Origin of the sequence: Pedobacter duraquae, from assembly GCF_004362245.1 — a bacterium.
Taxonomy (GTDB): Bacteria; Bacteroidota; Bacteroidia; order Sphingobacteriales; family Sphingobacteriaceae; genus Pedobacter; species Pedobacter duraquae.
Window position 1 is genome coordinate 16,848 of sequence record NZ_SNWM01000006.1, and the last position, 17,403, is coordinate 34,250.

General features: G+C 42.1%; 16 protein-coding genes. 3 read left to right on the forward strand and 13 right to left on the reverse strand.

Annotated features, from left to right (window positions below; translation table 11 throughout):
* The first annotated feature begins 3 nt into the window (after positions 1-3).
* Positions 4-630: a SprT-like domain-containing protein gene (locus CLV32_RS19855; RefSeq protein ID WP_243732368.1), complete on the forward strand. Its 627-nt coding sequence runs from the start codon at positions 4-6 to the stop codon at positions 628-630.
* Here the strand turns inward: CLV32_RS19855 and CLV32_RS19860 are convergent.
* From CLV32_RS19860 to pdxA, 12 genes are all read right to left on the reverse strand, one after another.
* A complete protein-coding gene (locus CLV32_RS19860) occupies positions 567-1,391 on the reverse strand; it encodes a hypothetical protein (RefSeq protein WP_133558714.1) in 825 nt (274 codons plus the stop codon). The two genes, CLV32_RS19855 and CLV32_RS19860, sit on opposite strands and share 64 nt — an antisense overlap.
* Before the next feature lie 50 nt (positions 1,392-1,441).
* Entirely contained in the window at positions 1,442-3,418 is a 1,977-nt protein-coding gene (locus CLV32_RS19865) for an alpha-ketoacid dehydrogenase subunit alpha/beta (RefSeq protein ID WP_133558715.1), read from the reverse strand.
* Between the two features lie 10 nt (positions 3,419-3,428).
* Positions 3,429-4,820 carry a LutB/LldF family L-lactate oxidation iron-sulfur protein gene (locus CLV32_RS19870; protein ID WP_133558716.1) on the reverse strand — a complete coding sequence of 464 codons (1,392 nt, stop codon included), beginning with the start codon at positions 4,818-4,820 and terminating at the stop codon, positions 3,429-3,431.
* Positions 4,821-4,956: 136 nt separating this feature from the next.
* Positions 4,957-6,567, reverse strand: coding sequence for a M28 family peptidase (locus CLV32_RS19875; RefSeq protein ID WP_133558717.1), 1,611 nt, complete (start codon positions 6,565-6,567; stop codon positions 4,957-4,959).
* A 64-nt stretch (positions 6,568-6,631) separates the two neighbouring features.
* Complete coding sequence (gene tatC / locus CLV32_RS19880; protein WP_133558718.1) at positions 6,632-7,519, reverse strand: twin-arginine translocase subunit TatC; 888 nt, start codon at positions 7,517-7,519, stop codon at positions 6,632-6,634.
* 84 nt (positions 7,520-7,603) lie between these two features.
* Positions 7,604-8,944, reverse strand: a complete 1,341-nt coding sequence (accC, locus tag CLV32_RS19885) for an acetyl-CoA carboxylase biotin carboxylase subunit (RefSeq protein ID WP_133558719.1) — start codon at positions 8,942-8,944, stop codon at positions 7,604-7,606.
* Positions 8,945-9,060: 116 nt separating this feature from the next.
* The gene (gene accB, locus CLV32_RS19890) at positions 9,061-9,534 is read right to left on the reverse strand and encodes an acetyl-CoA carboxylase biotin carboxyl carrier protein (RefSeq protein ID WP_133558720.1); all 474 of its coding nucleotides are present in this window, start codon (positions 9,532-9,534) and stop codon (positions 9,061-9,063) included.
* 71 nt (positions 9,535-9,605) lie between these two features.
* The gene (locus tag CLV32_RS19895; RefSeq protein WP_133558721.1) at positions 9,606-10,595 is read right to left on the reverse strand and encodes a beta-ketoacyl-ACP synthase III; all 990 of its coding nucleotides are present in this window, start codon (positions 10,593-10,595) and stop codon (positions 9,606-9,608) included.
* Between the two features lie 11 nt (positions 10,596-10,606).
* Positions 10,607-11,545 carry a phosphate acyltransferase PlsX gene (gene plsX, locus CLV32_RS19900; protein ID WP_133558722.1) on the reverse strand — a complete coding sequence of 313 codons (939 nt, stop codon included), beginning with the start codon at positions 11,543-11,545 and terminating at the stop codon, positions 10,607-10,609.
* 97 nt (positions 11,546-11,642) lie between these two features.
* Entirely contained in the window at positions 11,643-11,834 is a 192-nt protein-coding gene (gene rpmF, locus CLV32_RS19905; protein WP_073238280.1) for a 50S ribosomal protein L32, read from the reverse strand.
* Between the two features lie 17 nt (positions 11,835-11,851).
* Positions 11,852-12,388: a YceD family protein gene (locus tag CLV32_RS19910; protein ID WP_133558723.1), complete on the reverse strand. Its 537-nt coding sequence runs from the start codon at positions 12,386-12,388 to the stop codon at positions 11,852-11,854.
* A 75-nt stretch (positions 12,389-12,463) separates the two neighbouring features.
* Positions 12,464-13,543, reverse strand: coding sequence for a 4-hydroxythreonine-4-phosphate dehydrogenase PdxA (gene pdxA, locus CLV32_RS19915; RefSeq protein WP_133558724.1), 1,080 nt, complete (start codon positions 13,541-13,543; stop codon positions 12,464-12,466).
* A 99-nt stretch (positions 13,544-13,642) separates the two neighbouring features.
* Between pdxA and rsmA the strand changes: the two genes are divergently transcribed.
* Both rsmA and CLV32_RS19925 read left to right on the forward strand, forming a co-directional pair.
* Positions 13,643-14,434: a 16S rRNA (adenine(1518)-N(6)/adenine(1519)-N(6))-dimethyltransferase RsmA gene (gene rsmA / locus CLV32_RS19920; protein ID WP_133558725.1), complete on the forward strand. Its 792-nt coding sequence runs from the start codon at positions 13,643-13,645 to the stop codon at positions 14,432-14,434.
* Positions 14,431-15,357 (forward strand): 2-hydroxyacid dehydrogenase, encoded by a 927-nt coding sequence (locus CLV32_RS19925; RefSeq protein ID WP_133558726.1) that lies wholly within the window; start codon positions 14,431-14,433, stop codon positions 15,355-15,357. The genes rsmA and CLV32_RS19925 overlap by 4 nt, the downstream gene beginning before the upstream one ends.
* On the opposite strand, the gene CLV32_RS19930 is transcribed toward CLV32_RS19925, so the two are convergent.
* Positions 15,354-17,231, reverse strand: a complete 1,878-nt coding sequence (locus tag CLV32_RS19930) for a M1 family metallopeptidase (RefSeq protein WP_133558727.1) — start codon at positions 17,229-17,231, stop codon at positions 15,354-15,356. The genes CLV32_RS19925 and CLV32_RS19930 overlap by 4 nt on opposite strands.
* Between the last annotated feature and the right edge of the window lie 172 nt (positions 17,232-17,403).

Consider the following 17,403-nt stretch of genomic DNA (forward strand, 5'->3'; position numbering starts at 1 on the left):
AGGGTGAAAAAGGATGATATATTAGCACAATATATGCCTGCTCCTGCAGCGCCGATTATTGCAAAGTGGATTGATTATTTTCAATGTGAGTTTAAGATTTCTAAGAGTCGGGCTACGAAGTTGGGCGACTACAGGCATCCTTTCAAGGATGCGGGGCATAAAATCTCTGTAAACAATAACCTGAACAGCTATGCTTTTCTGGTTACAACTGTTCATGAGTTTGCCCATTTATTAACTTGGAACGACCACAAAAATAAGGTAAAGCCGCATGGACAGGAATGGAAGTCCAACTTTAAAAGGATGATGAGCCCATTTCTTGAGCAGCAAATCTTTCCGGAAGATATCCAGCAGGCGATACAGACTTATCTCAAGAATCCATCGGCATCCAGTTGCACCGACCTTGGTCTTTCCAGGAGCTTAAAAAAGTATGATGCTAATCATCAATATCAGCGCCTGGAAGAGCTTCCATTACATGCCCGTTTTGTGATCAAAGATGGGCGTTCTTTTAAAAAAGGGGAGCGGTTAAGAAAACGCTATCGTTGTACTTGTCTGAACAACGGGAATATTTATCTATTCAATCCGCTGGCTGAAGTTGAGGTCGTACCTGAAGGGACATATATGGCTTCCTGATTACTAATTTTCCATTTCAACTTTAGCCGCTCATCCTTGAACTCTGCAGGAAACCTAAGTAAACTATCTATTAGTGCATCCTTTTCCTGTAGGTGCAGACTCGCGTTATAGCCATTTGGGATTTTGCTTTTCAGCATCAGAAAAGTAGCATCAGGATAGGTTGTAATATGATCAAACACCATATCGAACTTGTTTTTTTGTTGTAATGCGTCATTTAGGGTTTGAATTTCCTGTGGATAATTTTCATCGAAGGTGCCGTTTTCTGACGGGGAGATGGCGGTGTAAGGGAGTTTTCTCAGCGCGTCGTTATTAGCTGCTGTTCTACCATCCCTTTTAAAGATGATATTATTTCTCAGATAGGTTTTGGTATCATTCAATACCTGACCGTTGTCTGTGTCCTGGACATGATTTATGGTTACCAGAATCAAGCTGTCTTTTTTGAAATAGTATTTCTTAATAAATTTGCTGAGACCGCCGGTATTTAATCGGGTGATATAAATATGACTTCCATCAGCATTGCTGTACTTCTCAGCATATAATGTTTCTTCACCAAGTGTATAGATCAGGCTGAATGTTTTTTGGGATGCAGGTGTGTTTAATAGTGTATCTATTCCATTTGCAAAAGCGCGTATAGACACCTCGTTCATACCCGTTGCCGAATTCTGGTTGATGAGATCTGACTGGGGATGCGCAGGTTTCGTACTACAACTGTACAGAATAGTGGCTAGCGCTATTAAAAAAAATGCATAAAAACGGTTCATCGGCTCTTTAAGTTATGGATCTGCAAGTCAGTCCATTATCGTGCCAAGGCCTAGTACGAAAGTAGTTTTTCTACGGTCTCCGCCAACCTGCTTTTAGCCAGAAAGCTATCTTCCAATGTTTTGTGCATCGGTATTGCAGTATCAAGACTTGCGCAGCGCATTACCGGAGCATCAAGATGTTCAAAACAATGTTCAGAAATCCAAGCGGCTATTTCAGCACCGAAGCCACTTCCAAGCGTGTCCTCATGTAAGATAATCACCTTTCCACTCGTTTTTACTGCAGCTGCCACAGCAGCTTGATCCCAGGGCTGCAAGCTACATAGGTTCAGTAGGGTTGCTGATAAACCGGGATGTTGGTCCAGATAGGCCAGCGACCAGTGTACGCCTAGTCCATAGGTAATAATAGTAAACTGGCTGCCTGTGCGTAGTAAATTGGCTTTGCCAATTTCGCAGGTATAATTGCCATCCGGTACAGGGCCAGTTAAACTCCGGTACAGAAATTTGTGTTCAAAATATAATACTGGATTGGGATCGTTAATTGCGGCTATTAATAATCCCTTAGCGTCATAAGGGAAGGCGGGATAGACTATTTTTAATCCTGGAGTTTTGGTAAACCAGGCCTCATTACTTTGAGAATGAAACGGGCCAGCGCCCGTTCCGGCGCCTGTTGGCATCCTTACTACCACGTCGGCTTTTTCCCCCCAACGGTAGTGTGTTTTCGCGAGGTTATTTACAATCTGGTTAAATCCACAGGTAACAAAATCAGCGAACTGCATCTCGACAACGGCTTTAAACCCATTGATGGAAAGACCCAGAGCTGTCCCTACAATTGCAGATTCACATATTGGTGTGTTTCGTACCCTTCCTTTGCCAAAACGGGTACTAAACCCTTCGGTTATTTTAAAAGCACCACCATAATCTGCCACATCCTGACCCATAATTACGAGGTTCTCATGCTGCTGCATCGAGAGATCCAAGGCATCGGTAATGGCATCAAGATAGCGTTTTTCTGTTTGTGTAGTACCTGGTAAGACTGGTTCTTCCTGATACGGATAATACATATCTGCCAACTCACGTTCTGGAGATGCTTCGGGCTCCGGTTCGTTAAAAGCGGCCTCTACATCGGCATCTATTGCCCGCTTAAATTCGAGCTTTATCGCAGCTATTTGTGTGCTATCTAAAAGCCCTTCAGCGATCAGGTAGTCCGTATAATTGCTTAACGGATCTTTTGCTGCCCATTCGGTAATAAGATCCTGAGGCACGTATTTCAAGCCCGAGGCTTCCTCGTGACCGCGCATTCTGAATGTTTTACATTCCAGGAGCACAGGCCCTGGATTGGTTCTCATTTCTTTTGCCAATTCGGTTATGGTGTCATAAACTTCCAGAATGTTATTGCCATCAATCTGTACACCTTTGATTCCGTAACCAATAGCTTTATCAACCAGATTTGCACATTTATATTGTTCTGATGTCGGTGTAGATAACCCATAGCCATTATTTTCTATAAGGAAGATCACAGGCAGGTTCCATACGGCAGCAACATTTACAGCTTCGTGGAAATCACCTTCACTGGTAGCACCTTCACCGGTAAAAACGAGCGTTGCCGATGACTTGTTGCGGAGTATGTTTGCCAGGGCAATGCCATCTGCAAGGGCAAGTTGTGGTCCTAAGTGCGAGATCATCCCGATAATGCGGTAGTCTTGCGTACCGAAATGAAAGGAACGATCACGGCCTTTAGTGAAGCCAGAAACCTTACCTTGCCATTGTGCCATCAGCCTTTTAAGTGGGATATGCCTGGACGTAAAAACACCGAGATTTCTGTGCATTGGAAGTATATATTCTGTGCTGTCCATCGCGAGCGTGCTACCCACAGCTATTGCTTCCTGACCTATACCCGAAAACCACTTACCAATGCGTCCCTGTCTGAGCAGGATGAGCATTTTTTCTTCTACCATCCTGGGGAAAAGCAGGTGTCTGTAAAGTTTCAGTAGGGTGGTATCAGATTTATCTTTCCTGTCAAATTGCATATTTTGCTGCTTAGCTTTGCTTATCGTCTTTACGGGTTTCTGACCAGAGTTTTGAAAAAGATTTAGGAGAGATCACGGGCATATCGCGGTACTTCCCCCAGATTTTTCTAAAGAGTGTTTTCAGAAAGAAATTCTTTAGCTTACCGCCAATCAAATCCATTCGGCTACGTTTTAACATACCCGTTTTCCAGAGTTTCCAGCCCAGGTTTTCTGTTTTGCTATTTTCCTGTTCTACAACGGCATCGCGTCGGTTGAGTAAAAGCATTTTGTGAATGTCAATCTTCACCGGGCATACTTCTGAACATTTACCGCAGAGACTTGAGGCATAGCTAAGGTGCTTAAATTCCTTCATGCCTTTCAGGTGCGGCGTTATGATGGATCCAATTGGTCCACTATAGGTTGTGTTGTAAGTATGGCCACCGATATTTTTATAGACGGGGCAGGCGTTAAGACATGCACCACAACGAATACAGTAGAGTCCCTGGCGTTGCTCTTTTTGTGCCAGTAAGTTTGTCCGTCCGTTATCCAGGAGTATCACATACATCTCCTCGGGGCCATCGGTTTCTTCAGGTTGTCTGGGGCCGCTAAGGATGGTATTATAGACAGTCAGATTTTGTCCTGTCCCATGACTGGCAAGTAAAGGCCAGTATAAATCCAGATCCGACATTGAGGGAATAACCTTTTCAATACCGACGATGGCAATATGTATTTTTGGAAATGTTGTACAAAGACGAGCATTTCCCTCGTTTTCTGTTAATGCAATGCTACCGGTATCTGCAATCAGAAAATTCCCCCCGGAAATGCCAATATCTGCCTGAAGATATTTCTCGCGCAGCAGTTCTCTGGCCTTTTGGGTTAACTGCTCTGGCGTTGCGTCAATTGGGGTGTTAAAGCGATCGTGAAAAAGTTTGGCAATTTCTTCCTTGCTAAGGTGCATTGCAGGAGTGACAATATGATAGGGAGGCTGGCCCAGCAACTGAACAATATATTCGCCAAGATCACTTTCCAAAGAACTGATATCGTGTTCTGCGAGAAAATCGTTGAGGTGAATTTCTTCAGTGGTCATGGATTTTGACTTGATTACCGTTTTTCCACCATTTCTGTTGATGATATTCAGGATCTCTTGTTGTGCTTCTTGCGCATCATTTGCCCAGATTACTTTACCACCTCTTTTTTGGAAGTTGGCTTCAAATTCAGGTAGGAACTTATCCAGATTTTCCATTACGCGCCACTTAATAGCATGTGCTTTTTTCTTGGAATGGGCTAAGTTTTCGAATTTTTGAATACCACGTTCTACCGCTGCGTTATACTTCCCAATGTTATAATTTATCGTCCTTCTATGATTTAAATCAAACACTTTGTCTTCAGCCTTTTCCAAAAAATCTTCCGCGGTATTCATCATATTCAAAAGTACATATTAATATTTGATAACACAGGTAGCATAAAAATCTTGCCACTATACTAAATCATCGGGTATTTTATGTTCAAACAAAAAAACCTGCCAAAGGGCAGGTTTTTAATTTATAATGCGGTTTGTATTATTTGTCTGTTTTATCTACTACAGGCCTATTGGCCCTGTTTGCTAGTTCCCATGCAGTAAAGAATGTGAATTGAGCACGTTTGGCCAATAATGGGAAGTTGATCTTACTGATCTCATCGCTAGGCTTATGGTAATCCTGGTGCAATCCATCAAAATAGAAGATAATTGGAATGCCATGTTTTGCGAAGTTATAATGATCAGAACGTTTATAAATCTGCTCTGGATCTGCAGGATCATCATATTTGTAATCCAGAATCATTTTTGTGTAAGTGGCGTTGGTTGCTTCGCTGATCTTACGGAGCTCAGAGCTTAATTTATCAGAACCTACTACATAGATGTAGTTTGCCGAATCAGGTTTTCCCTGATACTCGAAACCTGTACGTCCAATCATATCGGTATTTAAATCAGCAATCGTATTTTCCAATGGGAAAACAGGATGCTCAGAATACCAGTCAGAACCAAGCAAGCCTTTCTCTTCACCAACAACAGTCATAAACAAGATACTTCTTTTCGGTCCTTTACCAGCTTTTTTAGCCTGAGTGAATGCTTCGGCTATTAACAACACACCCGTTGTTCCAGATCCATCATCATCGGCACCATTATTTACTTTGTCAGGGCCCGAAGTTGTCAATCCGATATGGTCATAGTGACCAGTAACTACAAGAATTTCTTTTTTCAATTTAGGATCAGACCCTTCAAGGAAGCCTAATACGTTTTCTGCACGTACTTTAACTTCCTGTTTCATCGCACTTGCAGAAACATCAATTTTAATGACACGTGACGCTGGCTTAGCTGTTGTCGTAATTTCTTGTTGTAGTCCGGCAACAGTAAGGCCTGAAGCCTTAAGAATATCATTTGCAGTAGCTGTGCTGATGTTGACCAGGCTCAAGACTTTCTTCTGCATATTAGCCAGATTTTCTGCGTTTAAAAGTGTTAACCTACCCCCGTTGCCTGCACTTCTTGCACGTGCTTCGGCAGTCATATTATCCAGTGTTGGGTCTATGGCTAAAACTGCAAGGGCACCGTTATCCAGTAAATATTTAAGTTTTTCCTGACGGGCGATCATCATCTTACGCATTGTTGCACGATCCATCGGACCTGGAGCAGCTTTTTGCGTCGGATCGCCTGCGGCGAAGATCATCACAACCTTACCGCTGATATTCTGACCTGCAAAATCATCGTACCCATCCTTTTTAAGGCCATAACCGGCAAAGAGAATATCACTGGCATTGAAAGCAAATCCTTTATTACCAACATTGGCAGCGGGGATATTAAAATCTACAGTAGCTTCTTTGGCTGCACCATTAACAGTTAAAACTGTTTGCGACAAGTTGTAGGTCGCCATATCGATAGGTTGGAAGTATTCACCATTTACAGGTGGTTTCAGGCCTAATTTTTTAAACTCGCCTTTGATGTAGTCGGCTGCCATCCAGGCACCCTTTTTACCTGTTTCTCTACCTTCGTATTCATCAGATGCGAGGATGGAAAGATGTTTGTAAGCTGTTTCTTTAGTGATAAATCCGCTGAATTTCACAGCACTTTTATCCTGAGCATTTGCCCCAAGCCCCATTAATAGTACAAGGCTGGTGTACAAAAATTGTTTTTTCATGATTTAGTGATTAGTCGTACACCAAATCTATAAAGATTACCTGATACCGTCCGTAAAGTTTTCGTTAGATATTAGGTTTCGACGTTCCGTATAGCTCTTTGTTCTTTTTACGCTCGATGTTGGCAGAAATAAAAATACTCAACTCATATAGAATAAAGAGTGGAAAGGCTACAACCATCATCGTGATTACATCTGGTGTAGGTGTGACTACTGCTGCAATAACTAAAATAATTACTGCGGCGTACCGGCGACTTGCGCGCATAAACTTCGGCGTCATGATACCGAATTTTGAAAGGATGTAAATTACTACTGGTAATTCAAAAATAATACCTGTACCAATGGTCAGCGTAGCTACAGAAGAAAGATAAGAATCTATGGTAAATGTATTTTCTATATCCGGGCTTACGGAGAAGCTGGTTAAGAAATTAATAGATAATGGACAAATAATGTAATAACCAAAAAGGATCCCGATAATAAATAGCGAAGAAGCGAAAAAAACAAATCCGCTTGCATTTTGTCTTTCCTTCTCATGTAACGCTGGTTTGATAAAAAGCCAGAGTTCAAATAGGAGATAGGGAATACCAAAAATGATCCCTGTCATCACACAAGAATTGATCTGGAGGGTAAACTGTCCTGCCATTTCAGTATTGATGATCTTACCGCCAATTTTGGTGATACAGAAATCAGAACCGAGGGACGGGAAATGTGCCGCAAGTTTACACATCATTCTGTAGGTCCAGAAATCGGGTTTCTTTGGGCCCATGATGACAGTGTTGAAAATAAATTCATAGAACCAGAACGCGAGGCCGGTAAATATGACTACAACGAGCAAAGCTCTGAGCAGGTGCTTCCGTAATACGTCAATGTGGTCAAAAAAAGACATCTCTGCCTCTAAACTTTTACCTTTATTCTTAATAGAATCGATCAGATCCTGCGTTTTATTCTCACTCATGTATGCGACTTGATAAACAAAAATACCATTCTATAAAGACAAATAGAATGGTACTTACGTTTTAATTATGAAAAAGAGTTTTCGTTATTCTGAAAATTCAAAAGTTTCCATGAACTTGGTGGTAAAATTACCCGCACGGAAGTTCGGGTCTTTCATCAATTTCAGGTGGAAGGGAATCGTTGTTTTAATACCTTCGATCACGAATTCGCTCAATGCACGTTCCATGGTACTGATGGCTTCTTCACGTGTTTGTGCCACGCAAATCAATTTAGCAATCATAGAATCGTAGTTCGAAGGAATCTGATAACCAGCGTATACATGTGTGTCTACACGTACCCCATGTCCGCCGGGAGAATGGAAGTTAGTAATCTTTCCGGGGCATGGTCTGAAGTTATTGAAAGGATCTTCAGCATTGATACGACATTCAATAGCGTGCATATCTGGCAAATAATTTTTACCAGAAATAGGTACACCTGCAGCTACTTTAATCTGTTCTTTGATCAGGTCGTAGTTAATTACTTCTTCAGTTACCGGATGCTCTACCTGAATACGGGTATTCATTTCCATGAAATAGAAATTACGGTGTTTGTCAACCAGAAATTCAATGGTTCCTGCACCTTCATATTCTACTGCAACTGCACCTTTAATAGCAGCTTCACCCATACGTTCGCGCAATTCTGGAGTCATGAAAGGAGACGGTGCTTCTTCCACTAACTTCTGGTGACGGCGTTGAATAGAGCAGTCGCGCTCAGAAAGGTGGCACGCTTTACCATACTGGTCACCAATAATCTGGATCTCAATATGACGAGGGTCTTCAATATATTTTTCCAGGTACATACCGTCGTTACCGAAGGCTGCTCCCGATTCTTGTCTTGCACTATCCCAGGCAGCTTCAAATTCTTCAGCTTTCCATATCACGCGCATACCACGTCCACCACCACCGGCAGTTGCTTTGATAATTACAGGATAACCCATTTCGTTTGCTAATTCTATACCTTGTTTAAAGCTTTCCAATAGTCCCTCAGAACCTGGAATCGTAGGTACACCTGCTTTTTTCATTGTTTCTTTGGCTGATGCTTTATCACCCATAGAATTGATCTGCTCTGGAGTCGCACCAATAAACTTGATACCGTAATCACGACAAACCGAAGAAAATTTAGCATTTTCAGATAAGAAACCATATCCAGGGTGAATGGCGTCAGCATTTGTTAACTCAGCAGCGGAAATGATATTAGGAATGCTCAGATAAGAATCTTTACTGGGTGGGGGGCCAATACAGACCGCTTCGTCAGCAAAACGGACATGCAGACTTTCTCTGTCGGCAGTAGAATACACGGCCACAGTCTTAATGCCCATTTCTTTACAGGTGCGTATGATACGCAAGGCAATTTCGCCCCTGTTAGCAATTAATATTTTTTTAAACATACAGTTGATAAGATAAAACCTGCAGAAGCCTGCTGCCTGAGGACAATCATCCTGAGTCTGGCGGGCTTCAAAGCAATTAATGATTTATATGCAAAAAGATCTGCTAAACGCAAATCTTACATGGGCTCTACTAAATATAAAGGCTGATCGTATTCTACTGGAGATGAATTATCTACCAAAACTTTCACGATGCGACCAGAAACTTCAGATTCAATTTCATTGAACAATTTCATGGCTTCGATGATGCAGATTACTTTTCCTGTTGTGATTTCATCACCAACATTTACAAACGAAGGTTTGTCAGGGCTCGATGAACGGTAGAAAGTACCGATCATTGGAGATTTAATTGTAATATATTTCGACAAATCTTCTGTTGCAGGGGCAGCGGCTTCAGTAGCAGCAACTGGCTGAGGAGCCGGGGCCGCTGGTAATACTTGTGCTGCAGGCTGTGCAGGTACCGTTGTGGTAATCACAGTCGGCGTTTGGTTTGTTTTGATTGTGATTTTGAAGTCTTTTTGCTCAATAGCTACTTCATTTACGCCAGAACGAGAAACAAATTTAATAAGTTCCTGAATTTGTTTGATATCCATTTTTTAGATTTTATTTTAAAAAAATAGTGTGCGTTAACACAAACTAAGTTAAGATTATTTATGTATAAAAATTAATATGCCCATTTTACATAGACTGAGCCCCAGGTAAATCCGCCCCCAAAAGCAGCTAAAATTAAGGTGTCTCCTTTTTTAAGCTGACTTTCCCATTCCCATAAACAAAGGGGAATCGTTCCGTTAGTGGTATTGCCGTAGCGCTCTATATTGATCATTACTTTTTCGGCACCTACACCCATGCGGGATGCAGTAGCATCAATTATTCTTTTATTGGCCTGGTGCGGCACCAACCAGGTAACATCATCAGCAGTAAGCTGGTTGCGGTCCATAATCTCGGCTGCCACATTAGCCATATTGGTTACTGCAAATTTAAATACTGCCTGACCTTCCTGATGTACAAAATGTTCGTGGTTGTCGATAGTGTCATGGCTTGCTGGTCTGGCAGAGCCACCTGCTTTCTGATGCAAGAACTGACGACCGGCACCATCACTGTGCAAAATTGAGTCAATTATTCCGTTACCTTCTTCATTAGGTTCCAGTAATACTGCGCCACATCCATCACCAAAGATGATACAGGTAGTGCGGTCTTCATAGTTAATGATAGACGACATTTTATCGCCACCCACCACCAGAACTTTTTTGTGTTTACCAGATTCAATAAATTGGGAAGCTGTTGACAGCCCATAAATAAATCCTGAGCAAGCAGCCTGCAGGTCGTAGCCCCAGGCATTCTTTGCGCCAATTTTATCCGCTAATATATTTGCTGAAGCAGGGAAGGGCATATCAGGGGTAGTGGTGCAGAAGATGATCAATTCGATTTCTTCAGCAGTGATGCCTCTTTTTTTGAGCAAGCCATTTACAGCATGCACTGCCATATCTGAAGTGCCCAGGCCTTCGCCTTTTAATATTCTGCGCTCTTTAATACCCGTTCGTGAAACAATCCATTCGTCTGTGGTATCCACCATAGCTTCCAGATCTTTATTGGTCAGTACATCATCAGGAACATAACCATGAACCGCAGTAATTGCAGCGTGAATTTTATTCATCTTGTTGTCTTTTATTTAAATGCGGCTTGTATTTTCTCTACAAGTCCGGTAGCAATCATATTTCGCGACTGAAGTATCATGTTTTTAACTGCGGTAGGGCTGGAAATACCATGTCCAATGATAACAGGTGCGTTAACACCTAACACCGGACTGCCACCATAGTTTTCATAATTTAACCGGTGGAAGAACTCGTCCTGAAAGCCTTTTTTAATCGTGACGACATAAAAGGATTCAGCAAGCTTAAGTAACACATTCCCTGTAAAACCATCGCAAACGATAACGTCGGCTTTATCATTGAACAGATCCCTGCCTTCAACGTTACCCACGAAATTAAATAAGTTGGTATCTTTCATTAAAGGGAAGGTAGCCAAACTCAGCATATTTCCTTTTTCATCCTCTTCACCGATATTCATCAATGCCACTTTAGGATTGTTGATCTGCATTACGTTTTCTGCGTATAGACTGCCGAGCACGCCAAATTGCAATAAAGTATCTGGTTTGCAATCTGCGTTAGCACCTACGTCAAGCATGAGGCCTGCGCCACCGCTCAATTTAGGTACGTGCGTACATAGACAAGGGCGGATGATCCCTGGAATAGTTTTCACACTGAAAACAGCACCAACGAGCATGGCGCCAGAGTTACCTGCGCTTGCAAAAGAGTCTAGTTTACCTTCTTTAAGTAAGGAAAAACCTACAGAAATGCTGGAATTAGGCTTCTGAACGATAGCCTTTGTGGGATGTTCGCCCATACCAATAACTTCTTCGGTATGAACATATTCAAAGTGGTCGGGATTGAACCCGTTTTCAGAGAGTAAAGGCTTAATCTGCTCTGTGTCACCGATCAGCACAATGTGCTCTCCGGGAGATAATAACTCATGAGCTGCTATTGCTCCCAAAACATTTGCTTTGGGAGCATAGTCTCCGCCCATTATATCGAGACCTATTTTCATAGTAAAAAATCAGTTTGTGTACGTCGCACTATTGCCGGATTCAAAGGTCTAAGTTAAACTTAAACACGCTGAAAACACAAACTATTTTTCAAGAAAATTAACCTATAGAGGTGTTTTCAATAACCAATTTACCATTGTAGTACAGGTTACCATCAACGTTGTATGCATGGTGAGGTACATGAATCGCACCAGTAGTCTGACATGTAGCTAAAGAAGGCGCTACTGCTTTATAGTGGGTTCTTCTTTTGTCTCTTCTACTTTTAGAGATCTTACGTTTTGGATGTGCCATTGCTTTTTATTTAATTATTATTTTAATTTTTTTAGTGCTTCCCATCGTGGGTCGTCACTGGTTTGTTCTGGTTCTTCTTCCTGATGTCCGACAGCTAAACTTTCCAGTCGCTGAATCATCTCTGCATCACATTTTACGTTTACTCCGTTTTCCTCACAAATTTTAATGTAAGGCACAGAAACCGTAATCAGTTCGTAGATCATTGAGGAAACATCAAGCTCACTCTCTTTTCTGTTCAGCATGATAATTTCGAGATCATCGCTCTCTAAATCATCTTCTGCAAACTTTACGATCTGACGCTCCGAAATATCAATAGGGGCATCAAAAAGTGCTAAACACTTGTCGCAGTCCAACTCAATTGTTCCAAAAATATGGAATTGCAAGAGTAACATTGTTTCCTGTTTGTCTAGCTCAACTTCAACTTTTAAATTCCCTTTTTTTACAAGAGAATACTCAAAGGCATCAAAAAAGCTGTTATCAATTTCAAAATCAAACTGATGTTTGCCAATTTTTAAGCCTGTAAACGGGATTGAAAATTGTTTTAATGGTCTCAATTGTAACAAAATTTTAGCCCGCAAATGTATGAATTATTTTAACATAAATAAAACATTTGCAGGAAATTTATTGATCTAATTTGCGTCGTCCTTTACGTCGGCAGCAGTTTCTATCACTTTCCCACCACTTCTAAGCTGTCCCTTCAATAGTTCATTCTGCTCTTTGCGACTTTTAAAGATGTGTACGGCAGCAAAAAGTGCTTCTCTGAATGAGGTCGGGTCGGCAAGATTTTTTCCAGCAATATCGTAACCTGTACCATGATCTGGAGAGGTACGTACTACTTTAAGTCCCGCTGTAAAGTTTACGCCAGTACTAAAGGCCAATGTTTTAAATGGAATAAGGCCCTGGTCATGATACATCGCCAGCACTGCATCAAATTGCTTATAGGTTCCATTGCCGAAAAACCCGTCGGCTGGATATGGGCCAAAGCAAATGACGCCTTTATCAAAGGCATTTTGAATTGCAGGCATGATCACATCCTTTTCTTCAGAACCAAGAAGACCATTATCGCCAGCATGTGGATTAAGACCGAGTACAGCGATTTTAGGCTTTTCAATCCAGAAATCCTTTTTTAGGCTCTCGTTCATGAGGATCAGCTTTTTAGTGATCTTCTCGGCGGTGATACTGGCAGATATCTGGTTTACCGGGATATGGCCTGTCACTACACCGATGCGTAGATCTTCACTCACCAGAAACATCAGCACGTCATTGCTCCCACTTTTTTCCTGCAGGTATTCTGTATGCCCTGGAAACTGGAAAGTTTCCGATTGTATATTATGTTTATTAATCGGCGCAGTAATGAGTGCATCGATATCACCTTTTACAAGATCTTCAGTAGCTTTTTCGAGTGAGAGTAAAGCATATTTTCCGCCTATTTCATTAGATACACCCAGTTCAATCTTCACATCTTCTTCCCAGCAGTTGATCAGGTTAGCCCGTTTAGGATTTGCATTTTCAGGGTGTCCAATTACGTTGAAGCTGAAATCGCCCAGGCCCAGGGCCTTGCGGTGATAGGATGTCACTTTTGTATGTCCATATACTATAGGTGTACAATATTCAAGGATTGCAGGCTCAATCAGGGTCTTCAAAATAACCTCCAGCCCGATTCCGTTTACATCGCCTATACTAATACCAATTTTAACTTTATCGCTCATGTCCACATCAGAATTTGGTGCAAATTACAGAATTTGACTTAATGTTAAGCCGATACTGATAAAACTTTAGTTATTTTGCAGCTTTAGAAGCAGAGATATATGAGTTTGGTAAAGGCAAAAAAGCACTTAGGGCAGCATTTTTTAACTGATAAAAATATTGCAGCAAGGATCGTTGACGGCCTGATTCATACAGACCAATATAGCCAGGTGCTGGAAGTAGGACCGGGAATGGGCATCTTGTCAGATATCCTTTTGGAAAGAAAACATCTGGACACCTATCTGATTGATATCGACCGTGATTCGTATAAATTTCTACAGGAAAAATATCCGCAACTGGGAGAAAAGCTTATCCTTGGTGATTTTCTTGCACTTGATCTGGCTAATATCTTTCCTGGTAAATTCGCTATTATAGGTAACTTCCCTTATAACATTTCTTCGCAGATTTTATTTAAGGTACTTGAACACCGTGACTATGTTGTGGAGATGGTAGGAATGTTTCAGAAAGAGGTGGCAGAACGCTGTGCTTCAAAATCAGGAACCAAAGAATACGGTATATTGAGTGTACTGATCCAGGCCTATTACGATATCAGCTACCTCTTCACGGTGAAGCCTGGAACATTCAATCCGCCACCTAAGGTCAATTCGGGGGTAATCAGGTTGAGCCGTAATAAAACCGAGAAATTGCCTTGCGATGAGAAGCTGTTTTGGCGCGTCGTAAAGGGAGGATTTAACCAGCGCCGCAAAACATTGCGTAACGCGTTGTCTGGTACAATTCCCAAAGACAGAATGGATAACCATCCGTTCTTTGATAAACGTGCTGAACAGTTAACTGTAGTAGATTTTATTGCATTAACCCAGCATTTAACCACATTGAACGAAGCTGCAATATGAGCCGTAAAATATTAATAGTTGACGATTTACATCCAGCCTTTAAACTGAAGGCTATTGAACTTGGCTACGAAGTTGACGACAGGCCGCTGATTACAAGAGCGGAAACTATTGCCGTTATCGGTACTTACGACGGTATCGCCGTACGGACCAAATTTCAAATAGACCGGGAGTTTTTTGATGCTGCTACGAACCTGAAGTTTGTAGCGCGCGCTGGTGCCGGACTAGATAATATTGATGTAGCCCACGCGGAGGAAAGAGGCGTTATATTGATCAATGCTCCAGAAGGGAATTGTGATGCTGTAGGTGAGCATGCTATTGGCATGTTGCTGAGCCTGGCCAATCATTTTAGAAAAGCCGATCAGCAGGTGCGCTCTGGTATCTGGGATCGTGAAGATAACCGTGGCTGGGAACTAAAAGGTAAAACGGTGGGCATCATCGGTTACGGATTTATGGGACAGAGCTTCGCAAAGAAACTTTCTGGCTTTGGTGTTCAGGTAATCGCATACGACAAATATAAAACCGGCTTCTCAGACCAATATGTAAGAGAAGTGAGTATGGAAGAAATCGTTAAGTTTAGTGATGTGCTTAGTCTGCATATTCCATTAACTTCAGAAACACGACAGTTGGTAACGGAAGAATATTTGCTACATTTCAAAAAACCAATATTTTTTATCAGCACCGCGAGGGGTGAAATTACCAGCACCAGGGCCGTGCTTGATGCCATCATCAATGGTAAGATCGTTGGCGCGGGACTTGACGTACTGGAAGTAGAAAAATTTCCAAAGCTTGCAGAGCAGGAGTGGTATACGGACCTTGTCAACTCAGGAAAGGTTATCCTTACTCCGCATGTTGCTGGCTGGACTTTTGATTCTTACCGCAAAATCTCAGAAGTACTTGCAGAAAAACTAAGCGCTATCGCCTAGTTTTTCCAGTTATTATTGGCGGGTTTGGCATCCATAAAGATACCGCCCTCCAACACAATGTTAGTTACTTTCCCTGTTGCGCTGATCTGAACGGACGTCTGTTTTTGATTTGGCTTCCATATTGCTGCTGTTTGGTGCAAAGTCTGCTTTGTGCCGTCGGCATAGGTAACCAGCACATCAAAAGGAGCTGCAAAGCCACCAATGTTTTTAATATCGACAGTATATTTTGACCCTTTAATGCTTACCTTTTCTACGGCCAGGTCAATATAATTGTTGCTAAAAAACCAATTGTTCCAGTACCAGTTTAAGTCCATACCAGTAGCGTCGTTAATGGAATTGAAGAAATCCCATGGGATAGGGTGTTTACCGTTCCATCGATCCATATAGATATGTAGTGCTTTCAGGAAAAGTTCATCACCCAGCATATCTTTTAAAGCGAGGTAGGAAAGCGAAGGTTTTACATATGCATTATTGCCATACCCAACGCCTGAAACTTGTGTAGATAAGCTGATGACTGGTTGATCCTGTTCCGTAGAGGCATCGGAGATCCATCGTTTTACCCGGAAGTTTTTGTATAATGAGTCGGCTTTAGCTTTACCGACCTGTTGCTGTCCTATAAAATATTCGAGCGTAGTAGCCCAGCCTTCATCCATGTATGCATATCGTGTTTCGTTTATGCCCATATAAAAAGGAAAATAGGTGTGCGCGATCTCATGATTCATTACAAACTGCGAAAACGGCAAATCCGGCGTTGGGGTATCGTTCACCATCATCGGATATTCCATATCGGCAAAGCCCTGAACTGCGGTCATCTTCGAGAAGGGGTAAGGAACGCCAGGCAGGTTATTCGAAAACCAGTAAAGCGCCTGTTTGGTCCATTCCACTGCATGAGGAAAATCCTTCGCGTCTGCGCCATACGCGGCTTGTACACTTGTTTTACGTCCGGTCTTTTTATCAACCAGCACACTGCTTGCATCCCAGGCGTAATGATTACTGAGCGCAAAGGTTACATCAACAATATGTGCGGCGGTAAATCTCCAGGTATTCCATTCTTTCTGTTGGGTAACAATGCCCTTTTTCATCTCATCAAAACTTACTACATGGCTGATTTCGTCGGCAGCATAAGATTTCTTTAAGCGCTCGGCGAAAGTTGGCATTAGCACCTCATCAGGATTAAGCAGGTCGCCGGTAGACCATACCACATAATTTTTTGGGGCCTTAACAGCGAGGGTATAGTCGTTGAAATCGTTATAAAATTCGTTTCTTCCATTGTGCGGCAGCACATCCCAGCCATTGTAGTCGTCATAAACCGAAATCCGTGGATAGGCGTAAGCCACAAAAAAAGTAGTGCTGTCTATCTGGCCTTCGCGTCCACTCTTTTTGGAAAGTGGGTAAGACCAGTCGATTGCGAAAGTTGCCGACTGCCCGGGAAGTAAAGGTGTCGTAAGTTTTACTTCTCCCGTGGTGCCCCACTTCCTACTGTCAACTTCCAGTTTGGCTCCATTTACAACGAATTTGTTAACCTGAAGACCACTGGTTAAAAAATCTGGAGACTCCATGCCTGCTCTTGGTGCTTCGGGCTTATGCACGTTATTAACGAAACGGATAATCACAGATTTGAGCGTATCAGGACTGTGGTTTGTGTACATGATGGTTTCGGATCCGCTAACCAGTTTATTTTGAGGGTTAACACTGATTGTCATGTCGTATTTACCATGGTTTTGCCAGTATTTCTTACCGGGTTTTCCATCTTCAGAACGAGTTCCCAGTTGATAGGCTTTCTGGATATTTCTTGGCATATATAGCTCCTGGGCCGCTGCCGGGCCAGCAACAAAGAGGAAAATGGAGGCGAGTCTAAAAAATTGCTTGAACATAAATTTGTAGCTTGGAATTTAAAACTACACATTTATTTCAAGAAAGCTCTACCTGTAGATAGTTAAAGCGGCTTTAGCGAAATCGGGACTTATTCGTAATAAAAATATTTGCTTTTGTTGGTACAGCCTGCTATCTTCGTTTCGATTGAAGCAAGACTATGTAGGCGGAAGC